Genomic DNA, 18,107 nt, shown 5'->3' with positions numbered 1-18,107 from the left:
TCGGCGACCGCGGAGAAGTGCCGCACGACCAGGCCCCCATAGCTCAGCAGGACAGAGCGCGCCGCTACGAACGGCGAGGTCCCAGGTTCGACTCCTGGTGGGGGCGCCGCTGGAACCCAGTGCCACCGCGTCTCGCCGGGACGAGCCCGGCGGGGCGCGGTCGGCGGTTCCAGACCAGCACCGCCTTCGCGCGCGGCGGGCGAGAATAGCCGCGCAGAGCATTCCCGGTTACCCGGAATGGGCCTTCGGTGACACATATGTGAACCCGTTAGTCGAATAGTGCGGCCACATATGTGAACCTCGAACCGGGGCCGCCACGGGCCGTTGACACGCCGGAAACATGCGCTACGGTGCGATCAGAGAGCGCTTTCCCGATAACCCCTGCACTCACCCCTCATACGGGAGAGGAAATAGCCATGCCCACATCTTCCGGGAACCGGCGCGCCCTGCTGAAGGTCGTCGTGGCCGCCGCGCTGGCCACGACCGCGGCCACCGCGCCCGGCGCCGCGCCGGCGTTGGCCGCGACCACCGCGGACGGGTTCGCCTCGGTGAACGCACTGGGACAGAACGGCACCACCGGCGGCGCGGGCGGCGCCGTCGTCACGGCCACCACCACGGCGCAGTTCCTGGACTACATCTCCCGGCCGGAACCACTGGTCGTGCAGGTCAAGGGCACTATCACGCTGCCGACCGGCACCAGCGACGGCATGCACCCCGTCGCCTCCGACAAGACGATCACCGGTCTGGGCTCCGACGCGCGGCTCGTCGGCGGCGGGCTCACCATCGGCCTGCCGGTGGACGACGACGTCACCACGCCCCCGGCCAACGCCGTGCACAACATCATCATCCGCAACCTCGCCCTCTCCGGCGCCACGGACGACCTGATCAACGTGCAGATGTTCAGCCACCACATCTGGATCGACCACAACGACTTCTCCGACGGCGACGACGGCGCGGTCGACATCAAACGGGGCAGCGATTTCGTCACCGTCTCCTGGAACAGGTTCCACGACCACGACAAGACGCTGCTGCTCGGGCACGACGACGACAACGGCGCGCAGGACATCGGTCGCCTGCGGGTCACCTACCACCACAACTACTTCGACGGCTCCGACCAGCGCAACCCGCGCGTCCGGTTCGGCGAGTCCGTGCACGTCTACAACAACTACTACCGCGACAACAGCTACGGCGTGGCCTCGGCGATGAACGCGGGCGTGGTGCTGGAGGGCAACTACTTCTTCAGCGTCAACAACCCCGGCCGGGTCGACTTCAGCGGCGACCTGGGCCGGATCGTCGCCCGCGACAACATCCTCGTCGAGTGCAACCACGAGATCGAGCTCCGCGGCTCCGTGGTCGAGCCGCGCACGTACTACGGCTACACCCTCCACCGCGCCGCCGAAGTCCCCACGATCGTGCCCGCCGGTGCGGGCACCGGTCGCAGCTGACAGGAGCACCGACCATGAGCGACATCAGCAGGCGCAGCCTCCTCACCGGCGCCGCCGCGACGGCCCTCACCGCCGTCACCGCGCGTGCCGCGACCGCCGAACCCGTCCGCACCAGCCCGGTCACCACGAGCCCGGTGTGGGCGGCGCCGTTCCAGACCGCCGACGGGTTCGCCGGCACGAACACCCTCGGCCAGAACGGCACCACCGGCGGCGTCGGCGGACCCGTGGTCACCGTGCGGGACACCGAGACATTCCTGGACTACTGCGACCGCAACGAAGCCTACGTGATCCAGGTCGACGGGATCATGACGTTCAGCAGCAAGCAGGGCCTGCGGTCCAACAAGACCGTCATCGGCCTGCCCGGCGCGGAGATCCGAGGTGGCGGCCTCGACATGTACCGCCGGCAGAACGTCATCATCCGCAACCTCAAGTTCACCGGCGCGGACGACGACGCGATCAGCATCCAGCAGTCCTCCCACCACATCTGGATCGACCACTGCGACTTCAGCGGCGGCGCGGACGGCCTGATCGACATCGTCCGGGGCGCCGACTTCATCACCGTGTCGTGGAACGACTTCCACGACCACAGCAAGACCGCGCTGCTCGGCCACTCCGACTCCAACGCGGGCCAGGACACGGGCAAGCTGCGCGTCACGTTCCACCACAACTACTTCAACGCCACCGAGCAGCGGCACCCGCGCGTCCGCTTCGGCGAGCCGATCCACGTCTACAACAACTACTTCCGCGACAACCGCCTGTACGGGGTCGCGTCCACGGAGAACGCCGGCGTGCTGGTGGAGGCCAACTACTTCGAGAACGTGCCGCACCCGATCTACTCCGGCTACGACGAGAGCGGACCGGGACGCGTGGTGCAGCGCAACAACGTCTTCGTCAACTCCGGCACGCCGCAGACCCTCGGCACGGTGGTCGAACCGCGCACCTACTACGCCTACACCCCCGACAACCCGTCGACCCTGCCCACCACCGTCCCCGCCGGTGTCGGCGTCGGCCGGATCTGACCCCAGGAGGACCAGGACCATGAGCGCCATCAACCGTCGTCGGCTGCTCGCCGGCACGGCACTCGCCGCCGTGGCCGCCGCCGTGCCACGCGCCGCCTGGGCCGGAGTCGGCCCGCTGGACGCCGCCAACGGGTTCGCCGGGGTCGACGCGCTGGGCCAGAACGGCACCACCGGCGGCGCGGGCGGCCAGGCGGTCACCGTGACCACGGCCGCCGCCCTCGCCGACTACGTCGGCCGCAAGGAGCCGTACGTCATCTCGGTGTCCGGCCGGATCCAGACCGGCGACGAGATGCTGACCGTCGTCGCGAACAAGACCATCGTCGGCGTCGGCTCCACCGCCGAGATCACCGGCGGCGGGCTGCAACTCGGCTCCACCACCCGCCCGGGCAACAACGTGATCATCCGCAACCTGCGGTTCACCGACGCCTCGGACGACTCGATCAGCGTCACCAACTCCGCGCACCACGTGTGGATCGACCACTGCGACCTGTCCGACGGCTACGACGGCCTGCTGGACATCAAGCGCAACTCCGACTACGTCACCGTGTCGTGGAACCACTTCCACCACCACAGCAAGGCCGCCCTGCTCGGCCACTCCGACACCTACACCAGCGACAAGGGCAAGCTGCGCGTCACCTACCACCACAACTTCTTCGACGGCACGGACCAGCGCCACCCGCGCGTGCGCTTCGGCGAGCCCGTGCACGTCTACAACAACTACTACCGGGGCAACTCGCTCTACGGCGTCGCGTCCACCATGGACGCCGGCGTCGTGGTCGAGGGCAACTACTTCGAGAACGTCGCCTACCCGGTCCTGTCCGGCTACGACAAGAGCGGGCCGGGACGCGTGGTGGAGCGCAACAACATCTACGCGGGCTCGGGCGCGCCGGAGACGCTCGGCTCCGTCGTGGAGCCGCGCACCTACTACAGCTACACGGTGGACGACCCCGCGTCCGTGCCGCGCATCGTCACGGCGGGCGCCGGTGTCGGTCGCGTGCAGGGGGTGGCGCGGTGAAGAGGAGCACCGCGGTCGCGCTCGCCGCGACGGTGATGGGCAGCCTGGCCGTCGCCACACCGGTGACCGCCGCTCCGGCGGTCACCGCGGACACCGCGCCGATCGGCTTCGCCGCCGTCAACGCCCTCGGCCAGAACGGCACCACCGGCGGCGCGGGCGGCCCCGAGGTCACCGTGTCCACCGCCGCCGACCTCATCGCCGCGATCAAGGCGACCGGGCCACGCGTGGTGCGGGTGCAGGGCATGATCACGCTGCCGGCCGGCATGCACGACGTGAGCTCGGACAAGACCATCGTGGGCGTCGGCGCGGCGTCGGGCGTCACCGGCGGCGGGTTCACCATCGGCCTGCCGGTGAGCGAGACGACCACGCCCCCGGCGGGCGCCGTGCACAACGTGATCATCCGCAACCTGGTGTTCCGCAACGCCACGGACGACTCGATCAACGTCCAGATGTTCAGCCACCACGTCTGGATCGACCACAACGACCTCTCCCGCGGCTACGACGGGCTCATCGACATCAAGCGCGGGTCCAGCTACGTCACGGTGTCGTGGAACCACGTGCACGACCACGCCAAGAACATGCTGCTCGGGCACTCCGACAGCAACGGCGCGCAGGACACCGGTCACCTGAAGGTCTCCTACCACCACAACTTCTTCGACAAGACCTCGCAGCGCAACCCGCGCACCCGGTTCGGCAACCCCGTGCACATCTTCAACAACTACTTCCTCGACAACAGCGACACCGGCCCCGCGTGCCAGGCCCAGTCCGGCTGCTGGATCGAGGGCAACTACTTCGACGACGTCGAAGAGCCCATGACCAACAGCTACTCCGGGCCCAAGGGCAACATCGTCGAGCGGAACAACGTCTACGTGAACAGCGGCAAGCCGGTCGTCGGCGGCACCGTCACCGACCCGCGCACCTACTACCAGTACACCCTCGACCCGCCCGCCGACGTGAAGGCGCTCGTCACCCAGGGCGCCGGCACCGGCAAGGTCTGACCCGACACGTCACGCGGAGCGGTGGAAGGTGTTCCGCGCCCACCCCTGCCCGGATGGGCGCGGAACGGTCATCCGGTTACTGGAAGATGACGTCGCTGCAGAAGTAGTACGACTGATCCGAGTGGCTGGCCTGCCAGATCGCGTAGACCACGTGGCGGCCGGTGCGGCTGCCCGCGTTCACCGCGACCCGGTAGTGGTCCGACGGCGCGTAGCGGCCCGTGGTGGCGACCAGTTCCAGGTGGTTCCAGCCCAACGGCGTGGTGGTCGCGTCGTAACCCTGCCGCGACACGTACACCCGCAGGTAGTCCGCGCCGTGCCGGGCCTGGTCCCAGATGTCGAGCGTGAACTGCCGCGGCTTGGTCACGGCCTTCCACTGACCCGGGTTGTCCAGCGCCGCGTAGCGCATGCCACCGGTCCGGCCGCCGCTGCACAGCTGGCCGTTGGGGATGGCGCCCTGGTGGTTGCCCGCGACACCTTCGCGGTACAGGCCGTTCCAATTCCACATGGCGGTGGTGTCGGCCTGCCACGCCTGCCAGCACATCGGGTCCTGCTGGGCCATCGTCGGGTTCTGGAAATCGCTGCCCCACCGCTGCCAGCAGCCGTAGTTGCGCGACGGCGGGTCGACGGTCGACCCGTGCGCCTGGGCGACGCCGGTCATCATGCTCGCCATGAGCCCGGCGACGACCGCGACCGTCGCGAAGGCCTTGACGAGCAAACTCTTGTTCGCAGGGACGGATATGAGCGCCACTCTCTCCTCCTCGTTGAGGACAACCATGTTGGTAGTGACCATGGGTGGGCTGGGAGCGCTCCCAAATCGCACTGTAACCAAGCGTGCGCGGAAATGGGAAGTGGTGGCGGACAAGGCGTTCGCATTCGACGCGCATTCGACCGCAATTCGACGAAACGCCCTCCCGGTGGCTGTCGGGAGGGCGTTTCGGGCGAGCCGGCCGGCGCTACAGCACGGACAGGTCGACGGCTTCGGCCATCGCCCGGTAGCCCGCGTCGTTCGGGTGCAGCCGGTCGCCGCTGTCGTAGGCGGGCCGCAACGCGTCCGGGTCCGCCGGGTCGGCCATCGCGCGGTCGAAGTCGACCACCGCGTCGAACTCGCCGGAGGTGCGGATCCAGGCGTTCACCTCGTCCCGCACCGCCTCGCCCGCCTCGGTGTGGTACGCGGCGCCCTTGAACGGCAGGAGCGTGCCGCCGACGACCCGCACGCCCCTCGCGTGCGCCTTGCCGATCAGCTCCCGGTAGCCCTCGATCAGCTCGGCCGCCGTGACCACCGGGTTCGGCGTGGTGCAGTCGATCGACAACTGGCTGAACCCGATGTCGTTGATGCCCTCCAGCAGGATCACCGTGCGCACGTCCGGCTGCGCCAGCGCGTCGCGCTCGAACCGCGCCGTCGCCTTCTCGCCGAAGCACGACGAGTCGTTGAGCACGCGGTTGCCGCCGATGCCCGCGTTCACCACGCCGCGCCGCCCGCCCAGCCGCTCCGCCAGCTCGTCCGGGTAGCGGTTGTCGCCGTCCACAGTGGACGCCGTGCCGTCCGTGATGGAGTCGCCGAACGCCACCACGACCTCGCGCCGCGGCGTGAGGTCGACGACCTCGACGGCGTTGAGGTAGAACCACGACGACGACGTCTCGGTGAAGGCGTCCGCCGCCGCGTCGGCCCGGTGGTCGCCGGACGCCCGCCAGCTCGTCGCGCTCGCGAACGCGTGCCCGGTGGCGGGCCCCGTCCTCCCCGCCAGGTACAGCGTCACGGTGACCTGGCTCAGCGGCGGCACGGCCAGCGGCGCGAGGTCGCCGACCGCCTCACCGCCGACCGGCACCGTCACCGAGCGCCGACCCTCGAACGTCAGGTGCCGCACCGTGTTCGGCCGCACCGCCGCGCCCTGCGCCGTCCGGGCGATCGTCGCGCCGGTCACCACCAGCGGGGACGTGCCGTAGGCGTTGGAGAGCCTGATCCGCACCGCCGCGCCGCCGTCACTGATCCGCACCACCTGGCGGACGGTGTGGTCCTCGAACCCGACCGTTCCCCAACTCGGCCCGAACACGTCGGTCGGCGCGTGCGGCGAGGCGGCCCACGTCGCGTTCCACCCGACGCCCGGCGCACCGACCGAACCCGCCGCCCCGCCCGGGACCAGTGCCAGTCCCAGCACGGCGACCAGCGCCACCGCAAGTTTCCTCATCCTCGTGCCCCCCGGTCACTCACTTGTCCGTTCGGCGACCACCGTAGCGCTCGACCCCGACAAAACTCTCCGACCAGCACCGACGGGCGGCGGTGACTACTTGACGAAGTCTTGACGATCGCCCGGCGGCCGTCTTAAGGTCCGGCATCTCGAAAATTGCCGGATCAATGACGAAACTTTCGAACGCCGCCGTCGTAGTCGTCCGAGAAAGCGAAGACCGCCATGAAGTCGATCCGCCTCGTCACCGCCGCGCTCGCCGCGGTGGCGTTGACCTCTCCGCTGGCCCTCGTGGCCGCGGCCTCTCCCGACACGGGTGAGCTGTCCGCGGGCCACGCGAAGAAGGACAGCCTCCGCTGGGTGGCGCCCAAGGGGTTCTACATCGGCACCGCCGCAGCCGGTGGCGGCCACCACGAGGACCAGCCCTACCCGGACCCGTTCACCAAGGACCTCGAGTACCGCTCCGTGCTGGCCAAGGAGTTCAGCTCGGTGTCCGCCGAGAACCAGATGAAGTGGGAGTACATCCACCCGGAGCGCGACCGCTACAACTTCGGGATGGCCGACGCCATCGTGAAGTTCGCGCAGCGCAACCGCCAGGTGGTCCGCGGGCACACGCTGCTGTGGCACAGCCAGAACCCGGCGTGGCTCGAGCAGGGCGACTTCTCCGCCGAGGAGCTCCGCGAGATCCTGCGCGAGCACATCACCACCGTGGTCGGCCGCTACAAGGGCAAGATCCAGCAGTGGGACGTGGCCAACGAGATCTTCACCGAGACCGGCGCGCTGCGCACCACCGAGAACATCTGGATCCGCGAGCTCGGCCCCGGCATCATCGCGGACGCGTTCCGCTGGGCGCACGAGGCCGACCCCAAGGCCGACCTGTACTTCAACGACTACGGCGTGGAGAGCGTCAACGCCAAGAGCAACGCCTACCTCGCGTTGATCAAGGACTTGCAGGCGCAGGGCGTGCCGGTGCACGGCTTCTCCGCCCAGTCGCACCTCAGCACCCGGTACGGCTTCCCCGGCGACCTGGAGACGAACCTGAAGCGGTTCGCCGACCTCGGTCTCGGCACCGCCATCACCGAGCTGGACGTGCGGATGGACCTGCCGGCGGACGGCAAGCCGACCGCGGAGATGCTGGCCAAGCAGGCCGACTACTACAACCGGACGCTCGTCGCGTGCCTCAACGTGGAGGGCTGTGACTCCTTCACGATCTGGGGCTTCACCGACAAGTACTCCTGGGTGCCGGTGTTCTTCGCCGGCGAGGGCGCGGCGACCGTGATGTGGGAGGACTTCTCCCGCAAGCCCGCCTACGACGTCATGCAGTGCACGCTGGCCAAGGAGTCGGTCGAGCGCGGCGAGCGCCACCCGCACCTGCCGGCCTGCGCCAAGTAGGTCCCGACGCACGTTCCACCGCGTCACCGCAAGCCGTCGGCCCCCGTCCGGACCCCGAGTCCGGGCGGGGGCCGATCACCACTTCACCGATCACCAGGTCACGGGTCGGCGCGCCACGGATCAGCCGCCGAACGCGATCACCGCGCAGGACGTGGCCAGCGCCAGGCACAGCGGCGAGTAGACCCGCAGGTCGAGCCGGGCGAACTCGGTCGACCTCCGGGACGAGACGGCGAGGCCGCCCGCTCCCCGCAGCAGGAACACCGCCGCCACGCCCGCCGTGCCCACCGCCGTCAGCCATGCCGGTCCGGGCACGCCCACCAGGCCCGCCCGGCCGACCACGAGGTAGGCGGCCACGCCGAGCAGCACGGCCACCGCGAGCGTGAGGCCCGCCGAGGGCAGCTCCTCCGGCGGCACGTCCACCACCCGCCGGGCGAACTCCTCCCGGCTCCGCAACGGCCACGGCGAGAAGACCCACAGCACGTGCAACGCGCCCACGAGCACCAGCACACCCGCCGTGAGCAGGGCCAACACCGTCATACGACACCCCCGTACGCTTGCGTATGGTCGCAGCACCGCACGCTAGCGCACGGAAGCTGAGGGACCGTGACGCAAGCCACGGCGAGGCGGGAACACCGAGCGCCCACCGACCGTTGGAACACTCGGTCGGTGCGGTCCGTGTCCCCGGGCCTCACCAAGCGCCTTCGCGGAATACCGTTCGGCTGGAGCCGCGTCGAGCCACTCGCCGAGAGGCGACCGCCGCGCCGACCCTCACACTTCCACCAGACCGGTGACGTCCCGGAGCACCCCGCGGACGTGGTCGTCGCCGGCGAGCGTGCCGTAGAGCAGCGTCAGCGAGGCGTCGGTGATCCCGCAGTAGTCGGACACCCCCGCCCGCAGCTGCCGGTCGAGCACGTCGTCCATGCCACGCTCGGCGAACGTCTCCCGCGTCTCGCCAGCCAGCCCGATCCACCGCATCCGCTTGCCGGCCAGTCGGGGACGACCGCGGCCGTAGGCGAAGCCGTAGTTCCACACCCGGTCGACCCAGCCCTTGAGGATCGCGGGCGGCCCGAACCACCAGACCGGGAACACCACGAGCAGCAGGTCCGCCGCCTCGATCCGGGCCATGTGCTCCCGGACCGGCGCCGAGTACACCTTGTCCCGGTCGGCCCAGTCGGGCTCGTCCTCGGCCGTCATGCGCGGGTCGAACCCCTCGGCGTGCAGGTCGAGCAGGTCCACCTCGACGCCGTGCGCGATCAGGTGGTCCACCAGCCTTGACGCCACCTGGGACGTGAGCGAGTCGGCGCGCGGGTGGGCCACCACCACAAGTGCCTTCACCGCGCGTCCAGGCGGACGAGCATCTTGCCGGTGTTGGCGCCGCGCAGCACGCCGAGGAACGCCTCCGGCGCCTTCTCCAGCCCGTCGTACACGGTCTCCTCGGTGCGCAGCCCGCCGTCCGCCAGCCACCCGGCGACACGCCCGACGTACTCGGGGAACCGGTCCAGGTAGGAGCTGACCACCATGCCGCGCAGGCTCAGCTGCTTGGTCGCGGCCGGGTACAGGTTCGGCCCGGGCACGGGTCCGGTCGCGTTGTACTGGCTGATCGCGCCGACCAGCGCGATCCGGCCGCCGTCGCGCATCGCCCCGATGGCCGCCTCCAGGTGGTCACCGCCGACGAGGTCGACGTAGACGTCGATGCCGTCCGGCGCGGCCGACGCCAGCTGGTCGGCGACGGCACCGGCCCGGTAGTCCAGCGCGGCGTCGAACCCGAAGTCCTCCACCAGCTTCCCGGCCTTCGCGGGCCCGCCCGCCGAGCCGATGACCCGCGACGCGCCGAGCCGCCTGGCGAGCTGCCCCGCGACACTGCCGACCGCGCCCGCGGCGGCGGACACGAAGACCACGTCACCGGGCCGCACGGGCGCGATCTCGGTCAGGCTCACGTACGCGGTGAGCCCCGGCGTGCCGAGCACGCCCAGGTAGGCGGACGCGGGCGCGATCGCGGTGTCCACGACGGTCGCGGCCGACGCGTCGACGACGGCGTGCTCGCGCCACCCGAGGAAGTGGACCACGGTCGCGCCGACCGGCACGGCGTCCGACCTCGACGCGACGACCTCGCCGACCGCGCCGCCCTCCAGCGCCGCCCCGAGCCGGAACGGCGGGATGTAGGACTCTGCGTCGTCCATCCGACCGCGCATGTACGGGTCGACCGACATCCACGTGTTGCGCACGAGCACCTGGCCGTCGTCCAACGCGGGCAGCTCGACGGTCGCGAGCGTGAAGTTCTCCGGTGTGGGCGCGCCGACCGGACGTGACGCGAGCCGGATCTCCCGGGTGGTGGTGATGATCGTCATGATGTGCCTCCGAGCAGGGGTTTCGCTTCTGGGGACCACCTTGCCGAGGCGTTGTTCGGGTTCTGCTCGGGTCCTGTTCGGACCGCCTCGACTACGGTGGCGGCCATGCGTTTCGGGGTGCTCGGTCCGCTGGACGTCCGGACCGCGGACGGCACGCCGGTCAAGGTGCCCGAGCGCAAGGTGCGGCTGCTGCTCGCCGACCTGCTGGCCGACCGCGGCCGTCCCGTGTCGGCGGACCGGCTGGTCGCCGACCTGTGGGGTGACGACGGCCCCGGCAACCCGCTGCGGGCGCTGCACGCGAAGGTGTCGCAGCTGCGCCGGGCGCTGGAGGAGGCCGAGCCGGGCGGCCGTGACCTGGTCGAGTCGCGGTCGCCCGGCTACCTGGTCCACGCCGACTCGGTGGACGCCGACGTGTTCGCGGAGCTGACCGCGCGGGCCCGTGCGGCCACCGATCCGGCGGCGCGGGCCGCGCTGCTGACCGACGCGCTGAACCTGTGGCGCGGCCCGGCGTTCGCGGACTTCGCCGACCTCGACTTCGCCCGGCCGGCGATCACCAGGCTCGAGGAGCAGCGGCTGGTCGCGCTGGAGGACCTGGCCCTGGCGCGGCTCGACCTCGGCGAGCACGCGGCGGTGGTGTCCGAGCTCGCGGACGTGGTCGTGCGGCACCCGTTGCGGGAACGCCTGCGTGCGATCCACCTGCGCGCGCTCTACCGGGCGGGACGGCAGCACGAGGCCCTGGCCGCCTACGACGAGCTGCGCCGTCGGCTGGCCGACGAGCTGGGCGTCGACCCGAGCCCCGAGCTGGCCGCCCTGCACCGCGCCATGCTGGACCAGGACCCCCGCCTCGCGCCGCCGGTCCGGCCGGGCACCAACCTGCCGAACCCGCTCACCGGGCTGGTGGGCCGGGAGCGGGACGTGGCGGAGGTGCGCCGGCTGCTGGCCGAGCACCGCCTGGTGACGTTGACCGGACCGGGCGGTGTCGGCAAGACGAGGCTCGCGGTGGAGACCGCCCGGCAGCTGGTGGACGGGTTCCCGGACGGCGTGTGGGTGGTCGAGGTCTCGGCGCCGTGCGTGCTGCCCGACCTGCTCACGGCGGCGCTGGGCATCCGCGACGACGGCACCTGGGGCGGTGAGCACGTCGACGCGGCCGAGCGGCTGACGACGGCGTTGCGGGACAAGCGGATGCTGCTCGTGCTGGACAACTGCGAGCAGATGATCGCCGAGGTGGCGGAGCTGACCGCGGCCGTGCTGCGGACCGCGCCGCACGTGCGCGTGCTGGCGACCAGCCAGGAGCCGCTGGCCGTGGCGGGCGAGGTGCGGCACACCGTCGCGCCGCTGGCCGAGTCCGCCGCGGTCGAGCTGTTCGTCGCCCGGGTCGGCGCGGCGGGCGGGTCCGCGTCGGACCTCGCCGCGGTGGCCGCGATCTGCCGGCGGTTGGACGGCATCCCGCTGGCGTTGGAGCTGGCCGCGACCAAGGTGCGCGCGTTGGGCGTGACCGGAGTGCTGTCCCGGCTGGACGACCGGTTCCGCGTGCTGGCGGGCGGGTACCGGGACGCGCCGCCCCGGCAGCGGACCCTGCGCGCGATGCTCGACTGGAGCTGGGAGCTGCTGGACGACGCGGCGCGGGTGGTGCTGCGCAGGCTGGCCGTGCACCACGAGGGCTGCGCGTTCGAGGCGGCCGAAGCGGTGTGCGGCGGTGACGACGTGCTGGACGTGTTGACCGGTCTGGTCGACCGGTCGCTGGTGGTCGTCGTGGAAGGCGCGGGCGGCACCCGGTACCGGCTGCTCGAATCGCCGGCGGCGTACTGCGTGGAGCGGCTGGCCGAGGCGGGCGAGCTGGACGAGGTCCGCGCGCGGCACGTCGAGTACTACACCGGCCTGGCCGAGCAGGCCCGGTTGCGCGGGCCCGACCAGCACGAGTGGTTGCGGCGGCTGGACGCGGAGTCGGCCAACCTGCGCGGCGCGCTGGACCACGCCGTGCGCCGAGGGCTGGTCTCGCCCGCGTTGCGGCTGGTGGACGCCCTCGCGTGGTACTGGGTGCTGCGCGGCAGGCTGGGCGAGGCGCGCCGGGCGTTCGAAGCCGCGCACGCGCTGGGCCGGACCGGCGCCACCACCGCCTGGCACACCGCGATCCGCATCCTGACCGGTGACGGCACGGACCGCGCCGAGCGGATCGGGGCCGCGCTGCGGTCGTGCCCCGAACCCCACGCGTCCTGGTTCCTCGGCCACGCCCTGTGCGAGATCGGCGACATCACGTCGGCGGAGGAGCTGACCGACCGGGCGTTGACGGGCTTCGCCGCGACCGGCGACCGCTGGGGCACCGCGGCGGCGCTCGGCGACCGCGCGCTCCAGCACTTCGTGCGCGGCGACCTGTCGGCGGCGGCACGGGAGGGCGAGCGCAGCGTCGTGCTCTTCCGCGACCTCGGCGACACGTGGGGCCAACTGCGCGGCACCAGGGTGCTCGCGTTCGTGGCCGAGGCGTTCGGCGACCACGACGAGGCGGCCGACCGGTTGCGCGCGGGCCTGCGGCTCGCCGACCGGCTCGGGCTGTGGCCGGAGGTGTCCGACCTGACCTCGGGCCTCGGCCGCATCGCGCTGCTCGCGGGCGACCACGCGCGGGCACGGGAGCACCACGAGCGCGCCGCGCACCTGGCCTCGCAGCACGGTTTCCGGGCCGGTGAGGTCAACGCGCGGCTGGGCCTGGCGCTCGGTGCCCGCCGTGAAGGCGATCTCGACACCGCCGAGGAGCTGCTGAACGCCGTGCTGGACTGGCACGACGAGGTCGGGCTGACCAGTGCGAACGCGTTGGTGCTCGCCGAACTCGGCTTCGTCGCCGAACTGCGCGGCGACCCCGCCACGGCCGCCGCACGGCACCGGGAGAGCTACGCGGTGGCCGCGGACACCGGCGACCCGCGTGCGCTGGCGTTGGCGCTGGAAGGCCTGGCCGGCGCCGCGGACCCGGTGGACGCCGCGATCCTGCTCGGCGCGGCGGACGCGGCCCGGCGGTCGCGCGGCGCTCCCCTGCCACCGGCCGAACGCGGCGACGTCGACCGCATCACCGCGCGTGCCGGCGTTGCGCTGGGGCCGGAGGCGTTCGCCGAGCACTTCGCCCGCGGCGCCACCCTCACCCCGGATGAAGCGCGGGCTTCAGCGGGCGCGAACGTGGAACACCCGGGACCTGAGCGTTCGACACGCGCGGGGTGAAGGGTCAGGGCTCGTTGCCCGGGTCGCGTTCGCGCAGGTAGCGGGTGTGGTCGGCCTGCTGGTTCACGTCCACCGCGTACACGCGTTCGGCCAGCCGGTGGGCCTCGGCCTCCAGCAGCCCGAGCTGGGTCACCAACTCGTCGCCCGGACTCGGCTCGCCGCCCGCGCGCTGCTTCACCGCGAACCACCACGGCAGGTTCAGGTACGTCTGCACGGACAGCGGCAGGTCGGTGCGCGCCAGCCGGACCACGGTGTGCCGCAGGTCCGGGTTGGCGGCCAACGCCTCGTGCCGGGTGAGCAGGTCGCCGAGCACCGCGCCGATCCGGCCGACGGCGGCGACCGCGGGCTCGGGCATCCGGGACGACTGCGCGCCCACCTCGCGCACCAGCCCGTCCAGTTCCGCGCGGAGCAGGCCTGCCTCGGTGACCGCGTCCACCGGCACCAACCGGACCTTCTCCGGCGGCGCGAGCAGCGCGCCCACCGCGTACAGCCCGGCCACCACGACCGGCCACGCCCCGCCGACCACGCCGGTCAGGTGCAGCAGCACGCCGACGAGACCGCCGACGCAGCCGACGAGGTTCTTGGTCGAGCCCAGGTAGCGGATCATTGGTAGCCGCGGATCTCCTGGAACACGTCGCCCAGTTCGGTGGCGCGCGCGTCGAACACCTTGCCGCCGGTCATGGTGGCCACCTCGCCCAGCTCCGCGCTGCTGCCCTCGCCGAACAGCACGGTGAACACGGGCACCTGCCGCACCGACGCGGGCACCGAGCCGAACGACGCCCGGAACTCGGCCAGGCCCGAGCCGTTCGCGTTCTCGCCGTCCGTCATCAGCACGATCGAGGTGAACCGGTCCGGGTCGGCCGCCACCAGCGGCTCCATCACCTCGTAGGCGCGGGACAGGCTGTCGTAGATGGCCGTGCCGCCGCCTTCCACCAGCCCTTCGGCGTACGCCTTGATCTCCGCCAGCTCCGCCCGCGGGTCGCCCTCGGGCAGGGTGAACGTGCGCGGCTCGCCCGGTTCGGTGTTGAACGGCAGCATGGTCACCTCCTCCCGGCTGCGGAACCGGCGGAAGCGGCCGGTGAGCGAGTCGTCCGCGCCGGTCAGGCCGACCAGCGCGGACCTGAGCGACGCGATTCGGTCGCCGGCCATCGAACCGGACGTGTCGAGCACGTACAGCGTGCGCGACGGACGCCGGATCTCGTTGAAGTAGGCCGAGAGCAGGGCGTCGACGGAGTCGCGCGCGGCCGGGAACGGCAGCTCCACCAGGTCGCGCACGGCGAACCGGGAGTCCAGGTCGACGCCCGGCACGACCGGCCGCCGGTGCGTGGTCTCCATGATCCGGCGCTGCACGTCCGGCGTGCGCAGGTGGTCGGTGAGGCGTTGGTGCGCGTCACGGGCGTCGTCGCCGGAGTCCGCGAGCAGGGTCAGCGGGTAGTCCGCGGTGACGACGCCGTCGTCCGGGTAGACGAGGGTGAGCGGCTCGGGCAGCGTGCCGGCGGCGTTCATGGACAGCAGCACGGACTCGTAGTTGATCAGCCCGTCGACCTGCGCGCCGGTGTCCTGGCCGGTGGCGCGGCGCTGGTAGGCCTCCGACAGCCAGCCCGACGACCCGGCGGACAGCGACTGCGCAGCGAAGAAGCCCTTCAGCCGCGGTGTCACCGCCGCGATCTGGCCCGCGTCCACGGCGTTGCCCGCGCCCGCCAGCGCCGACGCCACGCCGACCAGGGCGGAGAAGCCGGAGTTCGACGACGACGGGTCGGTCATGCCGTAGCTGAACTCCTTGTGCCCGGCCCGCTCGGCGATCTCGCCCCAGCCGACCCGCCGGTCGGCCCAGCCCAGCCGCTGTGCCGACGACGTCGACAGGCCGAGCACCACTGGCGAGCTCATGATCTTGACCTGGTTGCCGAGCCGTGCCGCGGCCTCCGGGATGCCGGCCGGGTAGCGGTTGGACGAGAACCAGACGGCGTCGTACTTGCCGTCCACCTCGCCCTTCGCCAACGCCTCGGCGCCCTCCAGCGTGCCGGTGAAGGTGAACCTCACCTCGACGCCGGTGGCCTCGGCCGCCTCGTCCAGCACCGGCTGGAGGTCGGTCAGCTCGCTGCCCGCGAGCACCCGCAGCACACCGGGTTCGGCCGGGCCGGCGGGCCGCGCCGGGTCGGGCTCGGCCTCGCCGGTGCACCCCGCCAGCACCAGCACGGCGGCGAGCACGAACGCTGTCCTCATCGGTCCCCCTCGACCGCCGCCGCGTCGTGCGAACGGCGCAAGTGCTCTTCCGCGCGGCGGATCTCCCCCGACAGCGACTCGACCGTGACGGCCATCGTGCGCACCGCGTCCGCCCGGTAGCCGTCGACCGCGTCGATCGCCGCGTAGATCCGGTCGAACGACGCGCGGATCGTCTCCACCGCGACGGCCGGGTCGCTGCTCGCCCGGCGGATCTCCGCGCCCTGCAGGTCCAGCAGCTCGGTGTTGGCGCGGATGAGCCCGTCCGTGGTGGCCTGCAACGCGGCGACCTCGTCGAGCACGTCGCGCCGGCTCGCCAGGGCGCCGCTGACCAGCAGGGCGATCCGCAACGCGGCCACGGTCGTGGTCACCGCGCGTTCCACGCCCCGGATCAGCTCGTCGTTGTTGCGCCGCACCAGGTCCAGGGCCAGGTAGCCCTGCGCGCTCACGGCGAGCTGCGTGAGCAGGTCCTGGTGCCGTTGCCGGATCGGGTGCAGCACGTCCGCGCGCAGCGCCCGCGCCCGGTCGGGGTCGGCCAGGTCGAGCACCTCGGCCTGCCGGTCGATCGCCGCGTCCACCGCCTCGGCGAACGCGGCGGCCTCGGCCAGCTTGCCCATGGCCCGCCACAGCCGCTCGCGCTCGCCCTTGATGGCCGCGTTGTCGCGGCGCAGCACGTCCTGCCGGTGGCGCAGGTCGACCACCAGCGCGTTCACCGGCTCGCCCGCCGCCCGGTAGCGGCCGAGGGCCTTCTTGGCCGCGTTGGCGACGGGGAAGACCTTCAGCAGCTTGCGGCCGGTGATCGGCAGCTTCGCCGGGTCCAGCTCGGCGACGGTGCGGCGCAGGTCCGACAGCGAGGTGGTGACCCGGACCTGGGGCGAGTCCTCGCGCAGCGCGCGGGCGGAGCGGTCGAGCATCGTGCCCGCCACGCCCGCCGCCGCGCGCATGTCCGCCTCGCCGACGGCGAGCGCGTCGTCCAGCACGGCGGTGAACTCCGGCGACCGGACGTCCAGCGCCCGGAGGCGTTCGGCGAACCGCTCGGCCCGCCGGTCGACGTCCGCGGGCACGTCCTCGCCGAGGGTGACCAGGCCGGCCGCGCGTTCGACGGGGACCGGGGTCACGGGCTCCGGCGGCGTGAGGGTGAACTCGTCCATCACGCGGAGACCGCGTCGAGCAGGCGTTCCAGCGTCTCGAACGACGGCGGCTCGACCGCGTCCACCAGGTCCGCGGGCGCCCGGTCGCCGACGACCTCGGCGAACACGCGCGGGTCGGACGTGCGGAAGCCGAACGTGGCGGCGAGCTCGGCCAGCTCCGGATCGGTGCTCAGCAACCGGCCGACCTGGTCGCCCCGGTCGGACAGCGGGACCAGGGTGTGCTTGGAGTAGACCGTCGGCGCGAGGTAGAGCAGGCGCATGTCGGCGCGGATCGAGCCGTCGGCGCGCCGCACCCGGTCGAGGTACTGGGACTCGTAGATCAGCGCGAGCGGCGTCTTGCCCATGCCCGCCGCGAGGTAGTCCTCGAACGGCCCTTCGGTGCTGTTCTGCGTGTAGCCCTGGTCGCGGAAGAGCCTGGCGACGTCGGGCAGCACGGCCGCTTCCTGCTCCGGCGTGCCGACCACGGTGTTGCCGTTGGCCACGAACGACACGATCGACAGGTACATCGCGGCGGAGTTCGACTCGCCCGGGTTGGTCGTGGTGATGAGGACGTTCTTGCGGGCCGGGTAGGCGGTGTTGCCGGGCAGCTGGTCCCAGCGCGTGCCCGCCCTGGTCAGCTCCAGGTACTCGGCCACGTCGAGCACCTGGTAGTCGCCCGCGCCCTTGGTCACCACGCCGGCGGCTTCGAGCAGCTTCACGATCGGCTCGAACGTCGCCACGGCCATCGGCGACTGGAACGGCGTGTGCGCGGCGGCCGTCTTGCGGTCGCGCTGGATCCGCTGCGCGGCCGGCGAGGACGACGGGAACGCGAACTCGTACTTGCCGAGGTCGACGGAGGTGGCGATCTGCCGTGAGCCGGCCGTGTCCACCTCGACCTTCAAGCCGTGCTTCGCGAACGCCTCGACCACCCTCGGGTCGCTGAAGAAGGCCAGCTTCTCCGACCCGATGACCCCGCGCACGGTGGTCAGCCCGCCTCGGGCCCCGCCCTCCGCGTCGTCCGAACGACCCCACACGACCACCGCGACGACGGCGGCCAACAACACCACGGCCAAGCCGATGGACACCCGGCGCTTCACCTGACCCGCTCACCCCCGTGTTCACCGGCGATCATCTCCGCCGCTCGACTCGTTTG

At 72.0% G+C, this 18,107-nt stretch carries 15 protein-coding genes and 1 tRNA gene; 7 read left to right on the top strand and 9 right to left on the bottom strand.

The window, feature by feature from the left end; all coding sequences use genetic code 11:
• Positions 1–32 precede the first annotated feature (32 nt).
• The 5 genes from AB0I91_RS22715 to AB0I91_RS22695 all read left to right on the top strand — a co-directional run bounded on the left by AB0I91_RS22715 (position 33) and on the right by AB0I91_RS22695 (position 4,477).
• Positions 33–106 (top strand) — tRNA-Arg (locus AB0I91_RS22715).
• A 310-nt stretch (positions 107–416) separates the two neighbouring features.
• Positions 417–1,445: a pectate lyase family protein gene (locus AB0I91_RS22710; protein WP_498780328.1), complete on the top strand. Its 1,029-nt coding sequence runs from the start codon at positions 417–419 to the stop codon at positions 1,443–1,445.
• Positions 1,446–1,459: 14 nt separating this feature from the next.
• On the top strand, positions 1,460–2,464 hold the full coding sequence (locus tag AB0I91_RS22705; RefSeq protein WP_499638604.1) for a pectate lyase family protein: 1,005 nt from the start codon (positions 1,460–1,462) through the stop codon (positions 2,462–2,464).
• A gap of 19 nt (positions 2,465–2,483) precedes the next feature.
• Positions 2,484–3,479: a pectate lyase family protein gene (locus tag AB0I91_RS22700; protein ID WP_498780331.1), complete on the top strand. Its 996-nt coding sequence runs from the start codon at positions 2,484–2,486 to the stop codon at positions 3,477–3,479.
• Positions 3,476–4,477, top strand: a complete 1,002-nt coding sequence (locus tag AB0I91_RS22695; RefSeq protein ID WP_499611442.1) for a pectate lyase family protein — start codon at positions 3,476–3,478, stop codon at positions 4,475–4,477. The genes AB0I91_RS22700 and AB0I91_RS22695 overlap by 4 nt, the downstream gene beginning before the upstream one ends.
• 76 nt (positions 4,478–4,553) lie before the next feature.
• Here AB0I91_RS22695 and AB0I91_RS22690 read toward each other — a convergent pair whose 3' ends face one another.
• Both AB0I91_RS22690 and AB0I91_RS22685 read right to left on the bottom strand, forming a co-directional pair.
• On the bottom strand, positions 4,554–5,225 hold the full coding sequence (locus tag AB0I91_RS22690) for a lytic polysaccharide monooxygenase auxiliary activity family 9 protein (RefSeq protein WP_498780335.1): 672 nt from the start codon (positions 5,223–5,225) through the stop codon (positions 4,554–4,556).
• Between the two features lie 205 nt (positions 5,226–5,430).
• The gene (locus AB0I91_RS22685; protein ID WP_499638602.1) at positions 5,431–6,663 is read right to left on the bottom strand and encodes an SGNH/GDSL hydrolase family protein; all 1,233 of its coding nucleotides are present in this window, start codon (positions 6,661–6,663) and stop codon (positions 5,431–5,433) included.
• 222 nt (positions 6,664–6,885) lie between these two features.
• On the opposite strand from AB0I91_RS22685, the gene AB0I91_RS22680 reads away from it, so the two are divergent.
• A complete protein-coding gene (locus AB0I91_RS22680) occupies positions 6,886–8,052 on the top strand; it encodes an endo-1,4-beta-xylanase (protein WP_498780339.1) in 1,167 nt (388 codons plus the stop codon).
• A gap of 120 nt (positions 8,053–8,172) precedes the next feature.
• Here the strand turns inward: AB0I91_RS22680 and AB0I91_RS22675 are convergent, their stop codons facing one another.
• The 3 genes from AB0I91_RS22675 to AB0I91_RS22665 all read right to left on the bottom strand — a co-directional run bounded on the left by AB0I91_RS22675 (position 8,173) and on the right by AB0I91_RS22665 (position 10,400).
• Entirely contained in the window at positions 8,173–8,589 is a 417-nt protein-coding gene (locus AB0I91_RS22675; protein ID WP_498780341.1) for a DUF3995 domain-containing protein, read from the bottom strand.
• Positions 8,590–8,820: 231 nt separating this feature from the next.
• Positions 8,821–9,387, bottom strand: a complete 567-nt coding sequence (locus tag AB0I91_RS22670) for an NAD(P)H oxidoreductase (protein ID WP_498780343.1) — start codon at positions 9,385–9,387, stop codon at positions 8,821–8,823.
• A complete protein-coding gene (locus AB0I91_RS22665) occupies positions 9,384–10,400 on the bottom strand; it encodes an NADP-dependent oxidoreductase (protein WP_499638600.1) in 1,017 nt (338 codons plus the stop codon). The genes AB0I91_RS22670 and AB0I91_RS22665 overlap by 4 nt, the downstream gene beginning before the upstream one ends.
• Positions 10,401–10,505: 105 nt before the next feature.
• Between AB0I91_RS22665 and AB0I91_RS22660 the strand changes: the two genes are divergently transcribed.
• Positions 10,506–13,604 carry an AfsR/SARP family transcriptional regulator gene (locus AB0I91_RS22660; protein ID WP_499638598.1) on the top strand — a complete coding sequence of 1,033 codons (3,099 nt, stop codon included), beginning with the start codon at positions 10,506–10,508 and terminating at the stop codon, positions 13,602–13,604.
• A 4-nt stretch (positions 13,605–13,608) separates the two neighbouring features.
• Here the strand turns inward: AB0I91_RS22660 and AB0I91_RS22655 are convergent, their stop codons facing one another.
• The 4 genes from AB0I91_RS22655 to AB0I91_RS22640 are packed head-to-tail and all read right to left on the bottom strand — an operon-like array spanning position 13,609 to position 18,051.
• The gene (locus AB0I91_RS22655) at positions 13,609–14,211 is read right to left on the bottom strand and encodes a hypothetical protein (protein WP_499638596.1); all 603 of its coding nucleotides are present in this window, start codon (positions 14,209–14,211) and stop codon (positions 13,609–13,611) included.
• A complete protein-coding gene (locus AB0I91_RS22650) occupies positions 14,208–15,827 on the bottom strand; it encodes a vWA domain-containing protein (protein ID WP_499638594.1) in 1,620 nt (539 codons plus the stop codon). Before AB0I91_RS22650 ends, AB0I91_RS22655 begins: the two co-directional genes overlap by 4 nt.
• A complete protein-coding gene (locus tag AB0I91_RS22645) occupies positions 15,824–16,975 on the bottom strand; it encodes a toxic anion resistance protein (protein ID WP_499638592.1) in 1,152 nt (383 codons plus the stop codon). The genes AB0I91_RS22650 and AB0I91_RS22645 overlap by 4 nt, the downstream gene beginning before the upstream one ends.
• Positions 16,975–18,051: a hypothetical protein gene (locus AB0I91_RS22640; protein ID WP_499638590.1), complete on the bottom strand. Its 1,077-nt coding sequence runs from the start codon at positions 18,049–18,051 to the stop codon at positions 16,975–16,977. Before AB0I91_RS22640 ends, AB0I91_RS22645 begins: the two co-directional genes overlap by 1 nt.
• Between the last annotated feature and the right edge of the window lie 56 nt (positions 18,052–18,107).

This window comes from Actinosynnema sp. NPDC049800 (assembly GCF_040656635.1).
Lineage (GTDB): Bacteria > Actinomycetota > Actinomycetes > Mycobacteriales > Pseudonocardiaceae > Actinosynnema.
This window is presented reverse-complemented; position numbering and strand designations above follow the sequence as displayed.

What these genes read in the sequence shown, in the direction of transcription:
- AB0I91_RS22710 (WP_498780328.1), top strand. Translation starts at nt 417, where the DNA reads ATGCCCACATCTTCCGGGAACCGGCGCGCCCTGCTGAAGGTCGTCGTG.
- AB0I91_RS22705 (WP_499638604.1), top strand. Translation starts at nt 1,460, where the DNA reads ATGAGCGACATCAGCAGGCGCAGCCTCCTCACCGGCGCCGCCGCGACG.
- AB0I91_RS22700 (WP_498780331.1), top strand. Translation starts at nt 2,484, where the DNA reads ATGAGCGCCATCAACCGTCGTCGGCTGCTCGCCGGCACGGCACTCGCC.
- AB0I91_RS22685 (WP_499638602.1), bottom strand. Translation starts at nt 6,663, where the DNA reads ATGAGGAAACTTGCGGTGGCGCTGGTCGCCGTGCTGGGACTGGCACTG.
- AB0I91_RS22680 (WP_498780339.1), top strand. Translation starts at nt 6,886, where the DNA reads ATGAAGTCGATCCGCCTCGTCACCGCCGCGCTCGCCGCGGTGGCGTTG.
- AB0I91_RS22675 (WP_498780341.1), bottom strand. Translation starts at nt 8,589, where the DNA reads ATGACGGTGTTGGCCCTGCTCACGGCGGGTGTGCTGGTGCTCGTGGGC.
- AB0I91_RS22665 (WP_499638600.1), bottom strand. Translation starts at nt 10,400, where the DNA reads ATGACGATCATCACCACCACCCGGGAGATCCGGCTCGCGTCACGTCCG.
- AB0I91_RS22660 (WP_499638598.1), top strand. Translation starts at nt 10,506, where the DNA reads ATGCGTTTCGGGGTGCTCGGTCCGCTGGACGTCCGGACCGCGGACGGC.
- AB0I91_RS22655 (WP_499638596.1), bottom strand. Translation starts at nt 14,211, where the DNA reads ATGATCCGCTACCTGGGCTCGACCAAGAACCTCGTCGGCTGCGTCGGC.
- AB0I91_RS22650 (WP_499638594.1), bottom strand. Translation starts at nt 15,827, where the DNA reads ATGAGGACAGCGTTCGTGCTCGCCGCCGTGCTGGTGCTGGCGGGGTGC.
- AB0I91_RS22645 (WP_499638592.1), bottom strand. Translation starts at nt 16,975, where the DNA reads ATGGACGAGTTCACCCTCACGCCGCCGGAGCCCGTGACCCCGGTCCCC.